Annotated in this window: 21 protein-coding genes; 10 read left to right on the top strand and 11 right to left on the bottom strand. The window is 60.0% G+C overall.

Annotation, left to right across the window (positions count from 1 at the left end; genetic code table 11):
• Positions 1-10 precede the first annotated feature (10 nt).
• The 9 genes from rapZ to ACA047_RS24765 all read right to left on the bottom strand — a co-directional run bounded on the left by rapZ (position 11) and on the right by ACA047_RS24765 (position 6,724).
• Positions 11-868: an RNase adapter RapZ gene (gene rapZ / locus ACA047_RS24805; RefSeq protein ID WP_497353891.1), complete on the bottom strand. Its 858-nt coding sequence runs from the start codon at positions 866-868 to the stop codon at positions 11-13.
• A gap of 1 nt (position 869) precedes the next feature.
• Complete coding sequence (gene ptsN / locus ACA047_RS24800; protein WP_497353889.1) at positions 870-1,334, bottom strand: PTS IIA-like nitrogen regulatory protein PtsN; 465 nt, start codon at positions 1,332-1,334, stop codon at positions 870-872.
• Between the two features lie 12 nt (positions 1,335-1,346).
• Entirely contained in the window at positions 1,347-1,655 is a 309-nt protein-coding gene (hpf, locus tag ACA047_RS24795; RefSeq protein WP_003178005.1) for a ribosome hibernation-promoting factor, HPF/YfiA family, read from the bottom strand.
• Positions 1,656-1,731: 76 nt separating this feature from the next.
• Entirely contained in the window at positions 1,732-3,225 is a 1,494-nt protein-coding gene (locus tag ACA047_RS24790; RefSeq protein ID WP_497353886.1) for an RNA polymerase factor sigma-54, read from the bottom strand.
• Positions 3,226-3,391: 166 nt separating this feature from the next.
• Entirely contained in the window at positions 3,392-4,117 is a 726-nt protein-coding gene (lptB, locus tag ACA047_RS24785) for an LPS export ABC transporter ATP-binding protein (RefSeq protein WP_025211858.1), read from the bottom strand.
• Positions 4,117-4,662: a lipopolysaccharide transport periplasmic protein LptA gene (gene lptA / locus ACA047_RS24780; protein WP_497353884.1), complete on the bottom strand. Its 546-nt coding sequence runs from the start codon at positions 4,660-4,662 to the stop codon at positions 4,117-4,119. Before lptA ends, lptB begins: the two co-directional genes overlap by 1 nt.
• Complete coding sequence (gene lptC / locus ACA047_RS24775) at positions 4,649-5,218, bottom strand: LPS export ABC transporter periplasmic protein LptC (protein WP_497353882.1); 570 nt, start codon at positions 5,216-5,218, stop codon at positions 4,649-4,651. Before lptC ends, lptA begins: the two co-directional genes overlap by 14 nt.
• Before the next feature lie 7 nt (positions 5,219-5,225).
• On the bottom strand, positions 5,226-5,750 hold the full coding sequence (locus tag ACA047_RS24770) for a KdsC family phosphatase (protein ID WP_497353880.1): 525 nt from the start codon (positions 5,748-5,750) through the stop codon (positions 5,226-5,228).
• Positions 5,750-6,724: a KpsF/GutQ family sugar-phosphate isomerase gene (locus tag ACA047_RS24765; protein ID WP_497353878.1), complete on the bottom strand. Its 975-nt coding sequence runs from the start codon at positions 6,722-6,724 to the stop codon at positions 5,750-5,752. Before ACA047_RS24765 ends, ACA047_RS24770 begins: the two co-directional genes overlap by 1 nt.
• A 274-nt stretch (positions 6,725-6,998) precedes the next feature.
• Between ACA047_RS24765 and ACA047_RS24760 the strand changes: the two genes are divergently transcribed.
• The 10 genes from ACA047_RS24760 (at position 6,999) to hisC (ending at position 14,997) form a co-directional block, all read left to right on the top strand.
• Positions 6,999-7,808: an ATP-binding cassette domain-containing protein gene (locus ACA047_RS24760; RefSeq protein WP_497353876.1), complete on the top strand. Its 810-nt coding sequence runs from the start codon at positions 6,999-7,001 to the stop codon at positions 7,806-7,808.
• Positions 7,808-8,605 carry a lipid asymmetry maintenance ABC transporter permease subunit MlaE gene (gene mlaE / locus ACA047_RS24755; protein ID WP_497353874.1) on the top strand — a complete coding sequence of 266 codons (798 nt, stop codon included), beginning with the start codon at positions 7,808-7,810 and terminating at the stop codon, positions 8,603-8,605. The genes ACA047_RS24760 and mlaE overlap by 1 nt, the downstream gene beginning before the upstream one ends.
• Positions 8,605-9,072, top strand: a complete 468-nt coding sequence (mlaD, locus tag ACA047_RS24750; protein WP_497353872.1) for an outer membrane lipid asymmetry maintenance protein MlaD — start codon at positions 8,605-8,607, stop codon at positions 9,070-9,072. The genes mlaE and mlaD overlap by 1 nt, the downstream gene beginning before the upstream one ends.
• A gap of 11 nt (positions 9,073-9,083) precedes the next feature.
• On the top strand, positions 9,084-9,737 hold the full coding sequence (locus ACA047_RS24745; RefSeq protein WP_497353870.1) for an MlaC/ttg2D family ABC transporter substrate-binding protein: 654 nt from the start codon (positions 9,084-9,086) through the stop codon (positions 9,735-9,737).
• Positions 9,738-9,745: 8 nt separating this feature from the next.
• Complete coding sequence (locus ACA047_RS24740) at positions 9,746-10,051, top strand: STAS domain-containing protein (RefSeq protein WP_497360532.1); 306 nt, start codon at positions 9,746-9,748, stop codon at positions 10,049-10,051.
• A gap of 114 nt (positions 10,052-10,165) precedes the next feature.
• Entirely contained in the window at positions 10,166-10,405 is a 240-nt protein-coding gene (locus ACA047_RS24735; protein WP_497353868.1) for a BolA family protein, read from the top strand.
• Between the two features lie 22 nt (positions 10,406-10,427).
• A complete protein-coding gene (gene murA, locus ACA047_RS24730; RefSeq protein WP_025211869.1) occupies positions 10,428-11,693 on the top strand; it encodes a UDP-N-acetylglucosamine 1-carboxyvinyltransferase in 1,266 nt (421 codons plus the stop codon).
• 152 nt (positions 11,694-11,845) lie between these two features.
• Positions 11,846-12,481 carry an ATP phosphoribosyltransferase gene (hisG, locus tag ACA047_RS24725; RefSeq protein WP_135843716.1) on the top strand — a complete coding sequence of 212 codons (636 nt, stop codon included), beginning with the start codon at positions 11,846-11,848 and terminating at the stop codon, positions 12,479-12,481.
• A gap of 123 nt (positions 12,482-12,604) precedes the next feature.
• Positions 12,605-13,948 (top strand): histidinol dehydrogenase, encoded by a 1,344-nt coding sequence (gene hisD / locus ACA047_RS24720; RefSeq protein WP_497353865.1) that lies wholly within the window; start codon positions 12,605-12,607, stop codon positions 13,946-13,948.
• Positions 13,945-14,997 carry a histidinol-phosphate transaminase gene (gene hisC / locus ACA047_RS24715; protein WP_497353864.1) on the top strand — a complete coding sequence of 351 codons (1,053 nt, stop codon included), beginning with the start codon at positions 13,945-13,947 and terminating at the stop codon, positions 14,995-14,997. Before hisD ends, hisC begins: the two co-directional genes overlap by 4 nt.
• Before the next feature lie 226 nt (positions 14,998-15,223).
• On the opposite strand, the gene ACA047_RS24710 is transcribed toward hisC, so the two are convergent.
• Both ACA047_RS24710 and ACA047_RS24705 read right to left on the bottom strand, forming a co-directional pair.
• Entirely contained in the window at positions 15,224-15,943 is a 720-nt protein-coding gene (locus ACA047_RS24710; RefSeq protein WP_497353862.1) for a DUF4198 domain-containing protein, read from the bottom strand.
• A gap of 12 nt (positions 15,944-15,955) precedes the next feature.
• Entirely contained in the window at positions 15,956-18,061 is a 2,106-nt protein-coding gene (locus ACA047_RS24705; protein ID WP_497353860.1) for a TonB-dependent siderophore receptor, read from the bottom strand.
• Positions 18,062-18,207: the final 146 nt, after the last annotated feature.

Below are 18,207 nucleotides of genomic sequence, written 5' to 3'. Positions count from 1 at the left end.
TGTGAATCCTTTAGCTGAGGTCGCGGTGGCGAACCTGGACGTTCTTCAGGGATTGTTGCAGGAGCTGACCCAGGCGTTCGGTCAGGTAGACGGAGCGGTGATGGCCTCCGGTACAGCCGATGGCGATTGTGACGTAGGCACGGTTGCTCGCGGCGAAGCGGGGCAGCCATTTGAGCAGGTAGCTGGAGATGTCCTGATACATGTCCTCGACATCCGGCTGGGCAGCCAGGTAGTCGACCACCGGCTGGTCGAGCCCGGATTGCTCACGCAATTCCGGTTTCCAATAAGGGTTGGGCAGGCAGCGCACATCGAACACCAGGTCGGCGTCTACCGGCATGCCACGCTTGAAACCGAACGACTCCACCAGGAACGCCGTGCCCGGCTCCGGCTGGTTCAGCAGGCGCAACTTGATGGTGTCGCGCAACTGATACAGGTTCAGGTTCGTGGTGTTGACCTTCAGGTCCGCCAGGTCGGCGATCGGACTCAGCAGCTGGCTTTCGTCATGGATGGCTTCGGCCAGGGAGCGGCTGGCGTTGCTCAGCGGGTGGCGCCGGCGGGTTTCGGAAAAGCGCTTGAGCAGTGTCTCTTCATCGGCATCCAGGTACAGCACATCGCACTGGATATGCCGGTTGCGCACTTCCTCGAGCAGTTCAGGAAACCGCGACAGATGGCTCGGCAGGTTGCGTGCATCGATGGACACCGCCACCAAGGGTTGCGCCAGTTCGGTGTGGATCAGGGCGCGCTCGGCCAGTTCCGGCAGCAGGCCGGCTGGCAGGTTGTCGATGCAATAGTAGCCGCTGTCCTCAAGCACATTGAGGGCGGTGCTTTTACCGGAGCCGGAGCGGCCACTGACGATGATCATGCGCATGTTAATGACCGCTCTGCTCGTCCAGGACTACCTGATACAAGGCCTGGTTGCTCGGTGCGCTGCGCAGTTTTTCGCGTACTTCCTTGCGGTCCAGCATGCTGGCGATCTGGCGCAGCAGCTCAAGGTGCGCATCGGTCGCCGCTTCCGGAACCAGCAGTACAAACAGCAGGTCGACCGGTGCGCCGTCGATGGCGTCGAAATCTATGGCGGCTTCAAGGTGCAACAGCGCGCTGATTGGCGCGGTACAACCTTTGAGGCGGCAGTGAGGGATGGCGATGCCGTTGCCAAAACCGGTGGAACCGAGTTTTTCACGGGCGATCAAGGCCTCGAAGACGTCCTGCCTTTTCAGGTCCGGCACTTCGCGGCCGATCAGGTCGGCGATTTGTTCTAGGGCTTTCTTTTTACTGCCACCCGGCACGTTCACCAGGGAACGGCCGGGGGTCAGGATGGATTCTAGTCGGATCATGGATTGGGGGGGTTAACGACCGGTTGCGCCCTGAAGGAGGCTTTGGGTCTTTTCCTTATGCTTTTTGAGTTGGCGATCCAGCTTGTCGGTCAGCAGGTCAATTGCGGCGTACATGTCGGTGTGCTCCGCGTTGGCGACCACTTCTCCGCCGGGGATATGCAGCGTGGCTTCGATTTTCTGCAGCAGCTTCTCGACGTTCATCGTGACTTGCACGTTGGTGATCTTGTCGAAATGCCTTTCTAATCGGTCGAGTTTTTCGCCGATGTAGGTGCGCAGGGGCTCGGTCACTTCCAGTTGGTGTCCACTGATGTTGACTTGCATACAGCTTCTCCTTCGTTGCCAGTGCATAAAGCGGCAGGCAGAAATACCTGCCACTGGAACGCTGTGGCGTGGCCTGTTACATCAACCGCTTGCGTTCGCTCGAAGGTGCGATCCCTAAGGATTCGCGGTATTTGGCGACGGTACGGCGGGCCACCTGAATGCCTTGTGCCTCCAGTAAACCAGCGATCTTGCTGTCACTCAACGGCTTTTTCTGATTTTCCGCCGCTACCAGTTTTTTGATGATCGCGCGGATGGCCGTGGACGAGCATTCACCGCCTTCGGAGGTGCTGACGTGGCTGGAGAAAAAGTATTTCAATTCATAGATGCCCCGAGGGGTATGCATGAATTTCTGGGTGGTCACCCGCGAAATCGTCGACTCGTGCATGCCAACCGCCTCGGCGATGTCATGCAGGACCAACGGTTTCATCGCTTCGTCGCCGTACTCCAGGAAGCCGCGCTGATGCTCGACGATCTGGGTGGCTACTTTCATCAAGGTTTCGTTGCGACTTTGCAGGCTCTTGATGAACCAGCGCGCTTCCTGCAACTGGTTGCGCATGAAGGTGTTGTCGGCGCTGGTGTCAGCGCGCCTTACAAAGCCTGCGTACTGGGCGTTGACCCGCAGCTTGGGCACCGATTCCTGGTTCAGTTCCACCAGCCAGCGATCGTTGTGCTTGCGCACGATCACGTCGGGCACCACGTATTCGGGTTCGGTGGACTCGATCTGCGAGCCCGGGCGCGGGTTGAGGCTCTGGACCAGTTCGATCACCTGGCGCAGTTCATCTTCCTTGAGCTTCATGCGCCGCATCAGTTGGCTGTAGTCGCGACCACCCAGCAGGTCGATGTAATCGGTGACCAGCCGCTTGGCTTCGGCCAGCCAAGGCGTCTTGGCGGATAACTGGCGCAGTTGCAGCAGCAGGCACTCGCCCAGGTTACGGGCGCCGATGCCGGCCGGCTCGAATTGCTGAATGCGGTGCAGGACGGCTTCGATCTCGTCCAGTTCGATGTCCAGCTCGGGGTCGAAGGCTTCGAGGATTTCTTCGAGCGTTTCGTCCAGGTAGCCCTGATTATTGATGCAATCGATCAGGGTCACGGCGATCAGGCGATCGGTGTCGGACATCGGCGACAGGTTCAGCTGCCACAGCAGATGGCTTTGCAGGCTCTCGCCAGCGGAGGTGCGGGTGGTGAAGTCCCACTCGTCGTCATCGCCGCTTGGCAGGCTGCTGGCGCTGGTCTGGTAGACGTCTTCCCAGGCCGTGTCCACCGGCAGGTCATTGGGGATGCGTTCGTTCCATTCGCCATCCTCAAGGTTATCCACCGTCGGGGCGGCTTCCTGGTAGGACGGTTCCGGGATTTCGGTACTGGTTTTTTGCTCGACGTTGTCGGCCAGCGGATCGGTGTTGTCGAAGTCGTCGCCTTCTTCCTGGCGTTCGAGCATCGGATTGGACTCCAGGGCCTCCTGGATTTCCTGTTGCAGGTCCAGGGTCGACAATTGGAGCAGGCGGATGGCCTGTTGCAGCTGCGGTGTCATCGTCAGCTGCTGGCCCATTCTCAAGACTAGCGATGGTTTCATGGCTGGGGCTTAACACCTTAATTCGCCGGCGCACATGCGCCATCCACTACAGGGCGCCGAAGCGCCAAACATAAGCAAATTATATGCCTGAAACTGGAGTGTTTGCCTAGGGCGTCGCCGTAATAAAATTAAACGACGCCCGGGCGATTCGCCAGACACTTTGTGCTTACAGGCGGAACTCATGGCCCAGATACACTTCCTTGACCAGTTCATTGGCCAGGATGGTGGCGGAGTCGCCTTCGGCGATCAGCTGGCCGTCATTGACGATATAGGCGGTTTCACAGATATCCAGCGTCTCACGCACGTTGTGGTCGGTGATCAGCACGCCGATCCCCTTGGCCTTGAGGTGGTGGATGATCTGCTTGATGTCGCCCACCGAGATCGGATCCACACCGGCGAACGGTTCGTCGAGCAGGATGAATTTCGGTGCGGTGGCCAGGGCGCGGGCAATTTCCACGCGTCGCCGTTCGCCACCGGACAGGCTCATACCCAGGTTGTCGCGAATGTGGTTGATGTGGAATTCCTGCAACAGGCTTTCCAGCTCCTGGCGGCGGCCAGCCTTGTCGAGCTCCTTGCGGGTCTCGAGGATCGCCATGATGTTGTCGGCAACCGACAGTTTGCGGAAGATCGACGCTTCTTGCGGCAGATAGCCGATACCGGCCTTTGCCCGGCCGTGCATCGGCTGGTGGCTGACGTCCAGGTCGTCGATCAGCACGCGACCCTGATCGGCCTGGACCAGGCCGACGATCATGTAGAAGCAGGTAGTCTTGCCCGCGCCGTTGGGGCCGAGCAGGCCGACGATCTGGCCGCTGTCGATGGACAGGCTGACGTCACGTACGACTTGACGGCTCTTGTAGCTCTTGGCCAGGTGCTGAGCTTTCAGAGTTGCCATTACTGGGCCTTCTGCTCGGTTTTCTTTTTAGGCTGGATCACCATGTCGATCCGTGGGCGCTGCTCGGTCACCTTGTTACCCGTGGCACGACCGGCGCTGGCCAGTTTTTTGTTCGTGTCGTAGACGATTTTCTCGCCTTGGGTGGTGTTGCCGTCTTTGTCGATGACCTTGGCGCGGTCGATCAGTACAACGCGATCTTGGGAAGCGTGATACTGGATAGTCACCCCGTAGCCCTGCACGGGCTTGGTGTCGCCCGCGGTTTGCATCTGCTCGAAATAGGCCAGGTTGCCCACCGAGGTCACCACGTCGATATCGCCGGTCGGGGTGCGAGTGATGGTCACGGTATTGCCGGTGACCTTCATCGTGCCTTGGGTGATGATCACATCGCCTTTATAGGTGGCTACACCGTTCTTGTCGTCCAGCTGAGCGTCGTCGGCCTGGATACGGATAGGTTGGTCGCGGTCGTTGGGAAGGGCCCAGGCGCTCGCGCTTCCCAGTGCTGCGCCCAGACTGAGCAAAATAGGGAGGGTTTTAGCGAGCTTCATACTGTCCTCTTACGTTCGATAGCAGGTGTATCCTGCTTTCCTTCAAATACGCTTTCATTCCCGTGCCGGTCGATACACCACCGGCGCCGTCGATTCTAACGGGTTGCTCGGTCTGCGCATATTCTTGCTGTGGGAAGACTGTCATACGACTACTGGTAATGATGGTCGTACGGTTTTTCTCATCGGTTCGAGCGATGCGTACCGAGTCGATCAGTTCCACTTCGGTGCCGCCGGAATTGACTTCGGCGCGCACGCTCTGCACATGCCACGGGAACTCGGTGCCGCGGAACATGTTCAGGTCCGGTGTGGTGACCAGCGTGATGTCGGTGGCCTTTACGTGGTCGACCTTGTCCGATGTCATCTCATACTGCACTTTGCCATCGGGCAGGTATTGCAGGGTATGCGTGTTGGTCGCGTACCAGTCGATATTCTCTTCAACCTTGGCAGCAGGCTGGTCGAGAAAGCGTTCCGGGCTGATGTTCCAGTAGCCCACCGCCGCGAAAATCGCTGCGATACAGCCGAACACCACAATGGTGCGAATCTTCTTGCTCAGCATAAATGGCTCACAGGTACGCGGCGTTGGCCGCTTCGAGGCGGCCCTGGGCGCGCAGGATCAGTTCACAGAATTCACGGGCGGCCCCTTCGCCGCCTCGCGCCGTGGTAACACCGTGGGCGTGTTCGCGTACGAAAGCGGCCGCATTGGCCACTGCCATGCCCAAGCCAACCCGGCGAATCACCGGCAGGTCTGGCAGGTCGTCACCGAGGTAGGCGACCTGTTCATAGCTTAGGTTGAGTTGAGCCAGAAGCTCGTCCAGCACCACCAGTTTGTCTTCGCGTCCCTGGTAAAGGTGTGGAATGCCGAGGTTCTTGGCGCGCCGCTCGACCACCGGGGTCTTGCGGCCACTGATGATGGCGGTCTGCACGCCGGCGGCCATCAACATCTTGATGCCTTGGCCGTCGAGGGTGTTGAAGGTCTTGAATTCACTGCCGTCTTCGAGAAAGTACAGGCGACCGTCGGTCAGCACGCCATCGACGTCGAAGACGGCGAGCTTGATGTTTTTGCCTCGTGGCAGCAGATCGGTAGTCATCACATTACTCCTGCACGTAGCAGATCGGACAGGTTGAAAGCGCCGATCGGGCGGTCCTCGCTGTCCACTACCACCAGTGCGTTGATTCTATTGTCTTCCATGATTTTCAGGGCTTCGGCGGCGAGCATGTCGGCGCGGGCAGTCTTGCCATGAAGGGTCATGACTTCGTCGATGGTCGCATGGCGGATATCGATGGCGCGGTCCAGGGTGCGACGCAGGTCGCCGTCGGTGAAGATCCCGGCGAGCTTGCCATCGGCTTCGAGAATCACCGTCATGCCCAGCCCCTTGCGGGTCATCTCCATGAGCGCGTCCTTGAGCAGCGTGCCGCGCTGTACCTGCGGCAACTCCTGGCCTGCGTGCATCACGTTTTCGACTTTCAGCAACAAGCGACGGCCCAGGGCGCCACCGGGATGGGAAAAGGCGAAATCTTCAGCGGTGAACCCCCTGGCTTCCAGCAGGGCCACGGCCAGGGCGTCGCCCATGACCAGCGCCGCGGTGGTGGAGGAGGTAGGGGCCAGGTTCAGCGGGCAGGCTTCGTGCTCGACATGAACATTGAGGTTCACTTCGGCGGCCTTGGCCAGGGGCGAATCCGGGTTGCCGGTGAGGCTGATCATCTGGATGCCCAGGCGTTTGATCAGCGGCAGCAGGGTGAGGATCTCATTGGTGGAACCGGAGTTGGACAGGGCCAGGATGACGTCGTCCCGGGTGATCATGCCCATGTCACCATGGCTGGCTTCGGCCGGGTGGACGAAAAATGCCGTGGTGCCGGTGCTGGCCAGGGTGGCGGCGATCTTGTTGCCGATGTGCCCGGACTTGCCCATGCCTACCACAACCACGCGGCCCTTGCTGGCCAGAATCATCTCGCAGGCGCGTACGAAATCAGCGTCGATATGGGGCAGCAAGCCTTGTACGGCTTCGAGCTCGAGGCGGATGGTACGTTGTGCCGATTGAATCAGGTCGCTGGATTGGCTCATGTCAGAAATCGTATAGCCCGATGAAAAGGCGGCGATTATAGCGGTAATGAGCAATTCCCTCACGTTAGTTCGTCAGGCTTTGTCGAACGATCCGCAAGGCTGGACATAAAGTGTTGCCTTTTACTGTACCCAGACTGAATAGGCGCAGGCTTGGGCCTTGGGCGCTTGGCTGTTGCAGTGATATAGTTCGCCGCCGGTTCGAGTGCCCGGCAGTACCAGCGTTTGTTGGCTGGCCAGGGCATTCGAATGTGAGGCTGCATCGCAAGGAGTTTAGATGAGTGCCGACAACGCCTACGCGGTCGAGCTGAAGGGATTGTCCTTCAAGCGAGGGACGCGCAGCATTTTCAATGACATCGATATTCGCATTCCGCGCGGCAAGGTGACCGGCATCATGGGGCCTTCCGGGTGTGGCAAGACCACTCTGTTGCGTCTGATGGGCGCACAGCTGCGTCCCAGTGCCGGCGAAGTCTGGGTCAATGGCCAGAATCTTCCCGAACTGTCGCGTGGCGATCTGTTCGATGCGCGCAAACACATGGGCGTGCTGTTCCAGAGCGGCGCGCTGTTTACCGATCTCGATGTGTTCGAGAACGTGGCGTTCCCCTTGCGGGTCCATACCGACCTGCCGGAAGAGATGATCCGCGACATCGTCCTGCTCAAGTTGCAGGCGGTCGGGCTGCGTGGCGCCCTCGATTTGATGCCGGACGAGCTGTCCGGTGGCATGAAACGCCGGGTCGCACTGGCGCGGGCGATTGCCCTGGATCCGAAAATCCTCATGTACGACGAACCCTTCGTCGGGCAGGACCCGATCGCCATGGGCGTGCTTGTGCGCCTGATCCGCCTGCTCAACGATGCGCTGGGGATCACCAGCATCGTGGTGTCCCACGACCTCGCCGAAACCGCCAGCATTGCCGACTATATCTATGTAGTCGGCGACGGCCAGGTGCTGGGACAGGGTACGCCCCAGGAACTGATGGGGTCGGACAACCCGCGCATTCACCAATTCATGAAGGGTGATCCGGACGGTCCGGTGGCGTTCCATTTTCCGGCCACCGATTACCGTGCCGATCTGCTGGGGAAGCGCTGATGCGCAAGAAATCACTGATAGAAAGAGTTCGCCTGTTCGGCCGTTCCGGCATCGACGTGGTGGCGGTGCTGGGCCGTTCCTCGCTGTTTCTGATGCACGCCTTGCTTGGACGCAACTCGACCGGCGGCGGTTTTGGCCTGCTGGTCAAGCAGTTGCACTCGGTGGGCGTGATGTCCCTGGTGATCATCGTGGTCTCCGGGATCTTCATCGGCATGGTGCTGGCGCTGCAGGGCTTCAGTATCTTGGCCAGCTACGGTTCGGAGCAGGCGGTCGGGCAGATGGTTGCGCTGACATTGCTGCGTGAACTCGGGCCCGTGGTGACCGCGCTGCTGTTCGCTGGCCGTGCAGGTTCGGCGCTGACGGCCGAAATCGGTAACATGAAGTCCACCGAACAGCTGTCCAGCCTGGAAATGATCGGTGTCGACCCGCTTAAATACATCATTGCCCCGCGCCTGTGGGCCGGTTTCATTTCCCTGCCGGTGCTGGCGCTCATATTCAGCGTCGTGGGAATCTGGGGTGGTTCATGGGTTGCCGTCGACTGGCTGGGGGTCTATGACGGTTCCTATTGGTCCAACATGCAGAACAGCGTCGATTTTCGTGACGATGTGCTCAACGGCGTTATCAAAAGTGCCGTATTCGCTTTCGTGGTGACCTGGATCGCCGTGTTTCAAGGCTATGACTGTGAGCCCACCTCAGAGGGAATCAGCCGTGCCACAACCAAGACCGTGGTGTACGCCTCGCTGGCGGTCCTGGGCCTTGACTTTATTATGACCGCCTTGATGTTTGGAGATTTCTGATGCAAAACCGCACTCTGGAAGTCGGTGTCGGCCTTTTCTTGCTGGCTGGCATCCTGGCTTTGCTGCTGCTGGCCTTGCGGGTCAGTGGCCTGGCGCCGACTGCAAGCACCGACACTTATAAACTTTATGCTTATTTTGACAATATCGCCGGTTTGACGGTCAGAGCCAAGGTGACCATGGCCGGTGTAACCATCGGCAAGGTCACGGCAATCGATCTGGACCGTGACAGTTTCACCGGTCGTGTGACGCTGCAGCTGGAAAAGCGCGTGGATAACCTGCCGACTGATTCCACTGCATCTATCCTCACGGCTGGGCTGTTGGGTGAGAAATACATCGGTATCAGCGTGGGCGGCGAAGACAAGCTGCTCAAGGATGGTGGGACCATCCACGATACGCAATCGTCGCTGGTGCTCGAGGACCTGATCGGTAAATTCCTGCTCAATACCGTTAGCAAAGACGCCAAATGAGGAGCTTTTGAATGATCTCTATCTTGCGACGCAGCCTGTTGGTGTTGCTCGCGGCCCTGCCGCTGATGGCTAACGCCGTGGCTGCGCCATCTGCCCACGACATTATCCAGGACACCACGACCCGGTTGCTGGCAGACCTTGCCAACAACAAAGAGAAGTACAAGACGGACCCGGGCGCGTTCTATGACGCGCTCAACGGTATCGTCGGCCCGGTGGTGGACGCTGACGGCATCTCCAAGAGCATCATGACCGTCAAGTACTCGCGCAAGGCATCCCCTGCGCAGATGACCCGCTTCCAGGAAAACTTCAAGCGCAGCTTGATGCAGTTCTATGGCAATGCCTTGCTTGAATACAACAACCAGGGCATCAACGTTTCGCCGGCCAAGGACGAAAGCGGTACCCGCACCAGCGTCGACATGCAGGTCAAGGGCAGCAACGGCGCGATCTACCCTGTGTCCTACACACTCGAGAAAATCAACGACGAGTGGAAAGTGCGCAACGTGATCATCAATGGCATCAATATTGGCAAGCTGTTCCGCGATCAATTCGCTGACGCGATGCAGCGCAATGGCAACGATCTGGACAAGACCATCAATGGTTGGGCCGGTGAAGTCGCCAAGGCCAAGGAAGTGACCGAAGAAGCCAAAGAGAAGCAGGTACAATGATTGAGTCGGTGAGTGAGTCGGCCGTTCGTCTGGGTGAGGCCGGCGAGCTGATGCTCAGCGGCGTGCTGGACTATCGCACCGGCCCGGCCTTGCGCAAGCAGGGCCAGGCGCTGATCCAGTCCGCTAAAACTGCTGAGTTGGTGATTGATTGCTCGCAGGTGGAGAAGTCCAGCAGTGTCGGTCTGTCGCTGCTGCTGTGCTTTATGCGTGACGCCAAGGCTGCCGGCAAAACGTGGAGCATCCGAGGGATGCCCGAAGACATGCGCGAAATAGCCCAGGTCAGCGAACTGACCGAGCTGCTGGCGCACCCCTGACCCACATTCTTGAAAAGGCCCCCCGTCAGAGTCCTGCTTCGCGGGGTTCGCAGGCGCGGGGCTTTTTTGTATGATGTGCGACCCGCGCGCACAGGGCGCCGATTGAGGTTGAGCATGCAGGCTGTAGAAGTGAAAAGCTTCCTTGAAGCAAATTTGCCAGAAACTCAGGTAGAAGTTGAAGGCGAAGGCTGCAATTTTCAGCTGAATGTAATCAGTGACGAACTGGCGGCATTGCGCCCGGTCCAGCGTCAGCAACGTATCTATACCCATTTGAACCCATGGATCGCCGATGGCAGCATCCACGCGGTCACTATGAAATTTTTCAGCCGCGCGGCCTGGGCCGAGCGCACCTGAGCCCAAGGGCGTCGAGATTCTTATGGATAAATTGATTATTACCGGCGGCGTTCGTCTTGATGGCGAAATCCGTATTTCCGGGGCAAAGAACTCCGCCCTGCCGATCCTGGCCGCGACCCTGCTCTGCGATGGCCCGGTGACCGTGGCCAACCTGCCGCACCTGCACGACATCACCACGATGATCGAACTGTTCGGCCGCATGGGCATTGAGCCGGTGATCGACGAGAAGCTCAGCGTCGAGATCGACCCGCGCACCATCAAGACCTTGATCGCTCCGTACGAGCTGGTGAAAACCATGCGTGCGTCGATCCTGGTACTGGGCCCAATGGTCGCCCGCTTCGGTGAAGCCGAAGTCGCGCTGCCTGGCGGTTGCGCCATTGGCTCGCGTCCGGTGGACCTGCACATCCGCGGCCTGGAAGCCATGGGTGCGGTGATCGACGTCGAAGGCGGCTACATCAAGGCCAAGGCCCCTGAAGGCGGCCTGCGCGGCGCGAACTTCTTCTTCGATACCGTCAGCGTGACCGGTACCGAGAACATCATGATGGCCGCAGCACTGGCCAAGGGCCGCAGCGTGCTGCAAAACGCCGCGCGCGAGCCTGAAGTGGTCGACCTGGCGAACTTCCTGATCGCCATGGGTGCCAAGATCAGTGGCGCCGGCACCGACACCATCACCATCGATGGCGTCGAGCGTCTGCATTCGGCCACTTATAAAGTGATGCCGGACCGGATCGAAACCGGCACCTATCTGGTGGCCGCTGCCGTCACCGGTGGCCGCGTCAAAGTCAAGGACACCGACCCGACTATCCTCGAAGCCGTCCTGGAGAAACTCAAGGAAGCCGGTGCCGAAGTCACCTGTGGCGAAGACTGGATTGAAGTGAACATGCACGGCAAGCGGCCAAAAGCCGTCAACGTGCGGACCGCTCCATACCCGGCGTTCCCGACTGACATGCAGGCGCAGTTCATCTCCCTCAACGCCATTGCCGAAGGCACCGGTGCGGTGATCGAGACGATCTTCGAAAACCGTTTCATGCACGTATACGAGCTGCACCGCATGGGCGCCAAGATCCAGGTCGAAGGCAATACCGCGATCGTGACCGGCACCGAGAAGCTCAAGGGCGCGCCAGTGATGGCCACCGACCTGCGGGCTTCGGCCAGCCTGGTGATCTCGGCCCTGGTTGCCGAAGGCGATACCCTGATCGACCGCATCTACCACATAGACCGTGGTTACGAGTGCATCGAAGAAAAACTGCAGATGCTCGGCGCCAAGATCCGCCGCGTACCGGGCTAGGCTTTGTAAGAAAAGTCGCGCAGGCACTTTTCGTTGGGCGCAGGGACGCGTCCGTTGATTTCGTTTCAGATCGAGGGGGGTTGCACCCTCGATGTGTGTCCGGCGCCGCTTGCGACCGGGCATGAGTACCTTGATAAGGACTGACGTTTCCCATGTTGACCATCGCACTGTCCAAGGGCCGCATCCTTGACGACACCCTGCCGCTTCTGGCTGAAGCGGGCATTGTGCCGACTGAGAATCCGGACAAGAGCCGCAAGCTGATCATCCCCACGACCCAGGCCGACGTACGCTTGTTGATCGTGCGTGCCACCGATGTGCCGACTTACGTTGAACATGGTGCCGCCGACCTGGGCGTTGCCGGTAAAGACGTGTTGATGGAATACGGCGGCCAGGGCCTGTACGAGCCTTTGGACCTGCAGATTGCCCGCTGCAAGCTGATGACCGCCGGTAAGGTCGGCGCGCCTGAGCCCAAGGGACGCCTGCGGGTGGCGACCAAGTTCGTCAACGTCGCCAAGCGTTATTACGCCGAGCAGGGCCGTCAGGTCGATATCATCAAACTGTACGGTTCGATGGAGCTGGCGCCGCTGATTGGCCTGGCGGATAAGATCATCGACGTGGTCGACACTGGCAACACCCTGCGGGCCAATGGCCTGGAGCCCCAGGATTTCATCGCAGACATCAGCTCCCGGCTGATCGTCAACAAGGCTTCGATGAAAATGCAGCACGCCCGTATCCAGGCTTTGATCGATACCCTGCGCAAGGCAGTGGAATCGCGACACCGCGGCTGATTCACCTGCGCGACCTTGAGTCGCGCCCGTCTATCCGTGTCATAGCCAATTTTCTCAGGTGCCCACGCGAATGGACTGGTAGCTTAGGGCGCCTGAGCATTTGCCATTAATGAGGCCCTCGCTATGACCGCTCCCACTTCGATTCGCCGACTCAACGCTGCCGATCCGGATTTCGCACATCATCTGGATCATCTGCTGAGCTGGGAAAGTGTGTCTGACGACTCGGTCAATCAGCGGGTGTTGGACATCATCAAAGCCGTGCGCGAGCGTGGCGATGAAGCATTGGTGGAGTTCACCCAGAAGTTCGACGGCCTGCAAGTGGCGTCCATGGCCGACCTGATCCTGCCGCGCGAGCGCCTGGAGCTGGCCCTGACCCGGATCACCGTACCCCAGCGCGAAGCTTTGGAAAAAGCCGCATCCCGGGTGCGCAGCTATCACGAAAGACAGAAACAGGAATCCTGGAGCTACACCGAAGCCGACGGCACGGTGCTGGGCCAGAAAGTCACGCCGCTGGATCGCGCTGGCCTGTACGTGCCGGGTGGCAAGGCGTCCTATCCGTCTTCGGTGCTGATGAACGCGATTCCGGCCAAGGTTGCCGGTGTGACCGAAGTGGTGATGGTGGTGCCGACCCCGCGCGGTGAAATCAACGAGCTGGTGCTGGCCGCCGCGTGCATCGCCGGGGTGGACCGAGTGTTCACCATCGGCGGCGCCCAGGCCGTGGCCGCGCTGGCCTATGGCACTGAAAGCGTGCCGAAGGTCGACAAGGTGGTCGGCCCGGGCAACATCTATGTCGCCACTGCCAAGCGCCACGTGTTTGGCCAGGTCGGTATCGACATGATCGCCGGCCCTTCGGAAATCCTCGTGGTGTGTGACGGCAAGACCGACCCGGACTGGATCGCCATGGACCTGTTTTCTCAGGCCGAGCACGACGAAGACGCCCAAGCGATTCTGGTCAGCCCGGACGCCGAGTTCCTCGACAAAGTTGCCGCCAGCATCGACAAGCTGCTGCCCACCATGGATCGCGCCGAGATCATCAACACCTCGATCAACGGCCGTGGTGCGCTGATCAAAGTCAAAGACATGGAGCAGGCCATCGAGGTCGCCAACCGCATCGCGCCGGAACACCTGGAGCTGTCGGTCGCCGACCCACAGGCCTGGCTGCCGCAGATCCGCCACGCCGGTGCGATCTTCATGGGCCGCCACACCAGCGAAGCCCTGGGCGACTACTGTGCAGGTCCCAACCACGTGTTGCCGACCTCCGGCACCGCGCGTTTCTCGTCGCCGCTGGGGGTGTATGACTTCCAGAAGCGTTCGTCGATCATCTTCTGCTCCGAGCAGGGCGCGTCCGAACTGGGCAAGACCGCTTCCGTGCTGGCCCGTGGCGAATCGCTGAGCGCCCACGCCCGCAGCGCCGAGTACCGCATTCTTGATGAGCTCTCCATTGAAGAGCAGGGGAAACTGAAATGAGTAAATTCTGGAGCCCGTTCGTCAAGAATCTGGTGCCCTACGTGCCGGGTGAACAGCCGAAACTGACTCGGCTGGTCAAGCTCAACACCAACGAAAACCCCTACGGCCCGTCGCCCAAGGCCCTGGCGGCGATGCAGACCGAACTGAACGACAACCTGCGCCTGTACCCGGACCCCAACAGCGATTTGCTGAAAACCGCCGTGGCCCGGTATTACGGTGTGCAGACCAATCAGGTGTTTCTGGGCAACGGTTCGGATGAAGTGCTGGCGCACATTTTTCACGGCCTGCTGCAACACGACCAGCCGGTGCTGTTCCCGGACATCAGCTACAGCTTCTATCCGGTGTATTGCGGGCTGTACGGCATCAAGTTCGACACGGTGCCCCTGGATGAGCAGTTCCGGATTGACCCGGCGGACTATGCCAAACCGAACGGCGGGATCATTTTCCCCAACCCGAATGCGCCGACCGGCTGCCTGTTGGCGTTGGAGGCCGTTGAGCAGATCCTCAAGGCCAGCCCGGATTCGGTGGTGGTGGTTGACGAAGCTTATATCGACTTTGGCGGCGAGACGGCTATCGCCCTGGTGGACCGTTACCCGAACCTGCTGGTGACCCAGACCTTGTCCAAGTCCCGTTCATTGGCGGGGTTGCGTGTGGGCCTGGCGGTGGGCCATCCGGACCTGATCGAAGCGCTGGAGCGGATCAAGAACAGCTTCAACTCCTACCCGCTGGATCGCCTGGCGAATGTCGGCGGCGCTGCTGCGTTCGACGACCGCGAGTATTTCGAGCAGACCTGCCGGTGGGTCATCGAGCACCGTGAATGGGTGGTGGCGCAGTTGGAGGCCAAGGGCTTTGAAGTGCTGCCATCGGCCGCCAACTTCATCTTCGCCCGCCACCCCCGGCACGATGCGGCAGGGCTGGCGGCGAAGGTGCGCGAGCAGGGTGTGATCGTGCGCCACTTCAAGCAGGAGCGGATTGCCCAGTTCCTGCGGATCAGCATTGGCACGCCGGAGCAGAACCAAGCGCTGATCGAAGCTCTGGGTGAACTCTAAAGCTGTGGAGGTGGGCTGATGGCCTCATCGCGAGCAGGCTCGCTCCCACAGTAGAGTTGTTGCGAATACAAATTTTGTAATCGACAGAGATTCCCTGTGGGAGCGAGCCTGCTCGCGATGGCGTTGTGTCAGTCAACATCCATCTGGTTGATCCACCGCTATCGCGGGCAAGCCTTGCTCCCACAGGTCAATCTTTCCTACTGATTAATGTGCCTATCAGTGTGGGTTACTCGTGATGCTCTTCACCCAGGAATGTCAGCGATGTGAACACCCCACGCGTCGCGACATCCTTGTTGTCCTTGAGCGCAATTTCCATCTGCGCGGCGATCACATTCAACCCCTCATTACGCACCAGCACCTGGGCTCGGCCTTCGGCGTCGGTTTCAGTCGATACGGTGTTCGGTGCGCTGCGGTAGTCGCCCACCAGCTTCACACCGGCCGCCGGTTTGCCGTCCAGCAGCACCCGTACCGGCAATGACTGGCCCGGACCGACGGTCAGCGGGTCGACTTGCGGCAGGATCAGGAACTTGACCTGATCAAGTTTCGGCAACTTCGCCCCCGGCTCGTAGATCGCCAGGCTGTACTTGAAGGTGTGGGTCGATTCAATCGCGCCGGGTACCTTGCTGCGGCCTTCGTTGATCCACTTCTTGTCGGCGGTCTGCGACCACATGCCGTTGTCCAGTTCCACGGCCATCACTGCCGGTGGCTTGAGGGGTTGCAGGCGAGCATGATCCGGCAAGCGTTCCACGGTGACCGGGATCATTTTGCCGCTCAGGTCATAGGCCCAGGCACCGCTGATTTTCTGCGCCTTGAAGGCGTTGTCCTCGGCGCCATGACCGTAGATCACTTCGATGTTGCCGCGCCGTTGTTCGGTCCACAGGCCATGGGCCGAGGCTTGTGTGGCCAGGACCAGGCCGAGCAGGGCAAATGTCTTGGGGTGTTTCATGCTGACTTCCTTTTACAGATCGAGGGTGAGGCTGAGGGTGAAATTGCGCGGCTCGCCGGGGCTGATCCAGTAGTTGCTGTAGGCGCGCTCGTAGTATTTTTCGTCGAAGACGTTGTTCAGGTTCAGGCCCACGGTGACGTTATCGCTGGCCTTGTAATGGGCCAGCAGATCCACGGTGTGGTAGGCCGGCAGTTCGAAATCGCTGCCGGCTTCGCCCGAGCGATCCCCGACGTAAGTGAACGCGGCGCCGACATCCGAGCCCCGCAGGTGCCCGTTCTGGAATTCATAAACCCCCAGCAGACTGCCGCTGTGCTTGGCGACGCCAAGGATCCGGCTGCCCGTGGGAATGGCTTCGTCACCCTGGGTTACTTCTGCGTCAATGTAGGCGAGGGCGCCGATCACACGTATGGCATCGGTTATTTGCCCTGTGACTTGCAGGTCGACGCCCTGGCTGCGCGCCTTGCCCATGGCGCGGTTGGCGTCGGTGTCGGGGTCCTGCGCCAGGACGTTTTCCTTCTCTATATGGAACATCGCCAGGGTGCTGCTCAGGCGGTCGTCGAACAGCTCGCTCTTGACCCCGACTTCATAGCCGACACCTTCTTCCGGGTCGAAGGACTTGCCGCTGGCGTCCAGGCCGTTATTGGGTTTGAACGAAGTGGAGGCGTTGGCGAACAGTCCGACTGCGGGCGTCAGTTGGTACAGCAGGCCGGCCCGTTGCGTCAGGGCGTCGTGGCGTTGGTGGGTGGTGGCATTGCGGGTGTGATCGTCGATGCTCTGCTCGAAATGCTCGTAGCGCACGCCGAGCATGCCACGCAGCTTGTCGGTGAACACTATCTGGTCCTGAAGGTTCAACGCCCGGCTTTGCACATGTTCGAAAGAGTCCGTGCCGGACCGTGCACCGTCGGGTTTTGGCTGGCCGTAGACCGGCTGATAGATGTCGATGGGATAGTCGCTGCCGGCGATGGTGGTCACGCGCTCGTTCTTGCGGTAGTCCTCGTATTCGGTACCGACCAGCACTTCATGCTGCCACGGGCCGAGCTCGAGCAGGCCACGCAGTTCCAGTTGGGTGATGCTGTCATGCCAGTTATTGTCGCGCTCGCGATATCGGCGGTTCACGGTGTGGCCGTCGGCGTTCAGCGGGCGCGCCTCGGAAGCGAACCCCCAGAGTTCGCCCTGCTTGTAATGACTGGCCAGGCGCAGTTGCCAGGCGTCGTTGAGCTGATGTTCGAGGGCGGCCTGGAGCATGTTGTTGTGGTTGTCGATGTCGCCGTCGTTGGGTTCGCCCAAAAAAGTTGAGCGGGACACGCCGCTCCAGCGGTTGTTCGGTGCGACGATGCCACGGTCGAACGTCGAGCTGTGGCGCACGATTTCGCTTTCCACCAGCAGGCGAGTGTCAGGGTTCAGTTGCCAGCTGATAGAAGGTGCTACGAATACGCGCTTACTGTCGACGTGGTCGCGAAAGCTGTGATTGTCCTCGACCGCCAGGTTGACCCGTGACAGCAGGTTGCCTTCGGCGTCCAGTGGCGTGTTGACGTCCAGTGCGGTGCGGTAGCGATCCCAACTGCCGACGCTGGTTTGCAGGCGTGTGAAGGCCTCGGGCTGGGGCTTCTTGGTGACGATGTTCACCGTGCCGCCCGGATCGCCTCGTCCGTAAAGGCTGGCCGCCGGGCCCTTAAGCACTTCAATGCGTTCGATGTTGGCCGCGTCCGGTGTGCTCGGATAACCCCGGTTGGCGCTGAAACCGTCCTTGTAGAACTCCGACGTCGTGAAGCCACGCACGCTGTATTCGTAGAGCGTCAGGCCGCCGAAGTTGTTCTGCCTGGACACGCCGCCGGCAAACTCCAGTGCTCGTTCGACGCTGGTGCTGCCCAGGTCCTGGAGCACGCTGGCGGGGATCACGCTGATCGATTGCGGGATGTCACGCAGGGTGGTGTCGGTTTTGGTTGCGCTGGCAGAGCGGGTGGCGCGATAGCCCGAGACGGGCCCGGTGGGGGACTCATAGTCGGACGTGACGTTGATGGCGTCCAATTCCAGCGGTTGGATTTCTTCGGCGTAGGCCGGATCACCCAGCAGGCCCAGGGCCAGGCTGGCGAGGGAAATCCGTTTTAAAGATGACATGTTATGTTGTTCCAATTTGCGCAATTGAAACAATATAACACTACTAATGAGAATTTATGCTATTGCTGATTTTCCAGAAAACAGAACCGTGTACGGTTTTGTGGCGGGGGAGCTTACTCCCTCGCCATGGAGAAGCTGAGCGGCTT

It is taken from the genome of Pseudomonas sp. LBUM1664 (genome assembly GCF_059695895.1).
The sequence above is the reverse complement of the archived record's forward strand: the minus strand, read 5'-3'. Positions and strand labels throughout refer to the sequence as shown.

Bases quoted from the DNA above. Each gene is read 5' to 3' on its own strand.
- ACA047_RS24760 (WP_497353876.1), top strand. From the start codon at position 6,999: ATGAGTGCCGACAACGCCTACGCGGTCGAGCTGAAGGGATTGTCCTTC.
- ACA047_RS24765 (WP_497353878.1), bottom strand. From the start codon at position 6,724: ATGAGCCAATCCAGCGACCTGATTCAATCGGCACAACGTACCATCCGC.
- lptA (WP_497353884.1), bottom strand. From the start codon at position 4,662: ATGAAGCTCGCTAAAACCCTCCCTATTTTGCTCAGTCTGGGCGCAGCA.
- mlaD (WP_497353872.1), top strand. From the start codon at position 8,605: ATGCAAAACCGCACTCTGGAAGTCGGTGTCGGCCTTTTCTTGCTGGCT.
- hisC (WP_497353864.1), top strand. From the start codon at position 13,945: ATGAGTAAATTCTGGAGCCCGTTCGTCAAGAATCTGGTGCCCTACGTG.
- ACA047_RS24735 (WP_497353868.1), top strand. From the start codon at position 10,166: ATGCAGGCTGTAGAAGTGAAAAGCTTCCTTGAAGCAAATTTGCCAGAA.
- murA (WP_025211869.1), top strand. From the start codon at position 10,428: ATGGATAAATTGATTATTACCGGCGGCGTTCGTCTTGATGGCGAAATC.
- hisG (WP_135843716.1), top strand. From the start codon at position 11,846: ATGTTGACCATCGCACTGTCCAAGGGCCGCATCCTTGACGACACCCTG.
- hisD (WP_497353865.1), top strand. From the start codon at position 12,605: ATGACCGCTCCCACTTCGATTCGCCGACTCAACGCTGCCGATCCGGAT.
- ACA047_RS24790 (WP_497353886.1), bottom strand. From the start codon at position 3,225: ATGAAACCATCGCTAGTCTTGAGAATGGGCCAGCAGCTGACGATGACA.
- ptsN (WP_497353889.1), bottom strand. From the start codon at position 1,334: ATGATCCGACTAGAATCCATCCTGACCCCCGGCCGTTCCCTGGTGAAC.
- lptC (WP_497353882.1), bottom strand. From the start codon at position 5,218: ATGCTGAGCAAGAAGATTCGCACCATTGTGGTGTTCGGCTGTATCGCA.
- rapZ (WP_497353891.1), bottom strand. From the start codon at position 868: ATGCGCATGATCATCGTCAGTGGCCGCTCCGGCTCCGGTAAAAGCACC.
- lptB (WP_025211858.1), bottom strand. From the start codon at position 4,117: ATGGCAACTCTGAAAGCTCAGCACCTGGCCAAGAGCTACAAGAGCCGT.
- hpf (WP_003178005.1), bottom strand. From the start codon at position 1,655: ATGCAAGTCAACATCAGTGGACACCAACTGGAAGTGACCGAGCCCCTG.
- ACA047_RS24770 (WP_497353880.1), bottom strand. From the start codon at position 5,750: ATGACTACCGATCTGCTGCCACGAGGCAAAAACATCAAGCTCGCCGTC.
- mlaE (WP_497353874.1), top strand. From the start codon at position 7,808: ATGCGCAAGAAATCACTGATAGAAAGAGTTCGCCTGTTCGGCCGTTCC.
- ACA047_RS24710 (WP_497353862.1), bottom strand. From the start codon at position 15,943: ATGAAACACCCCAAGACATTTGCCCTGCTCGGCCTGGTCCTGGCCACA.
- ACA047_RS24705 (WP_497353860.1), bottom strand. From the start codon at position 18,061: ATGTCATCTTTAAAACGGATTTCCCTCGCCAGCCTGGCCCTGGGCCTG.
- ACA047_RS24745 (WP_497353870.1), top strand. From the start codon at position 9,084: ATGATCTCTATCTTGCGACGCAGCCTGTTGGTGTTGCTCGCGGCCCTG.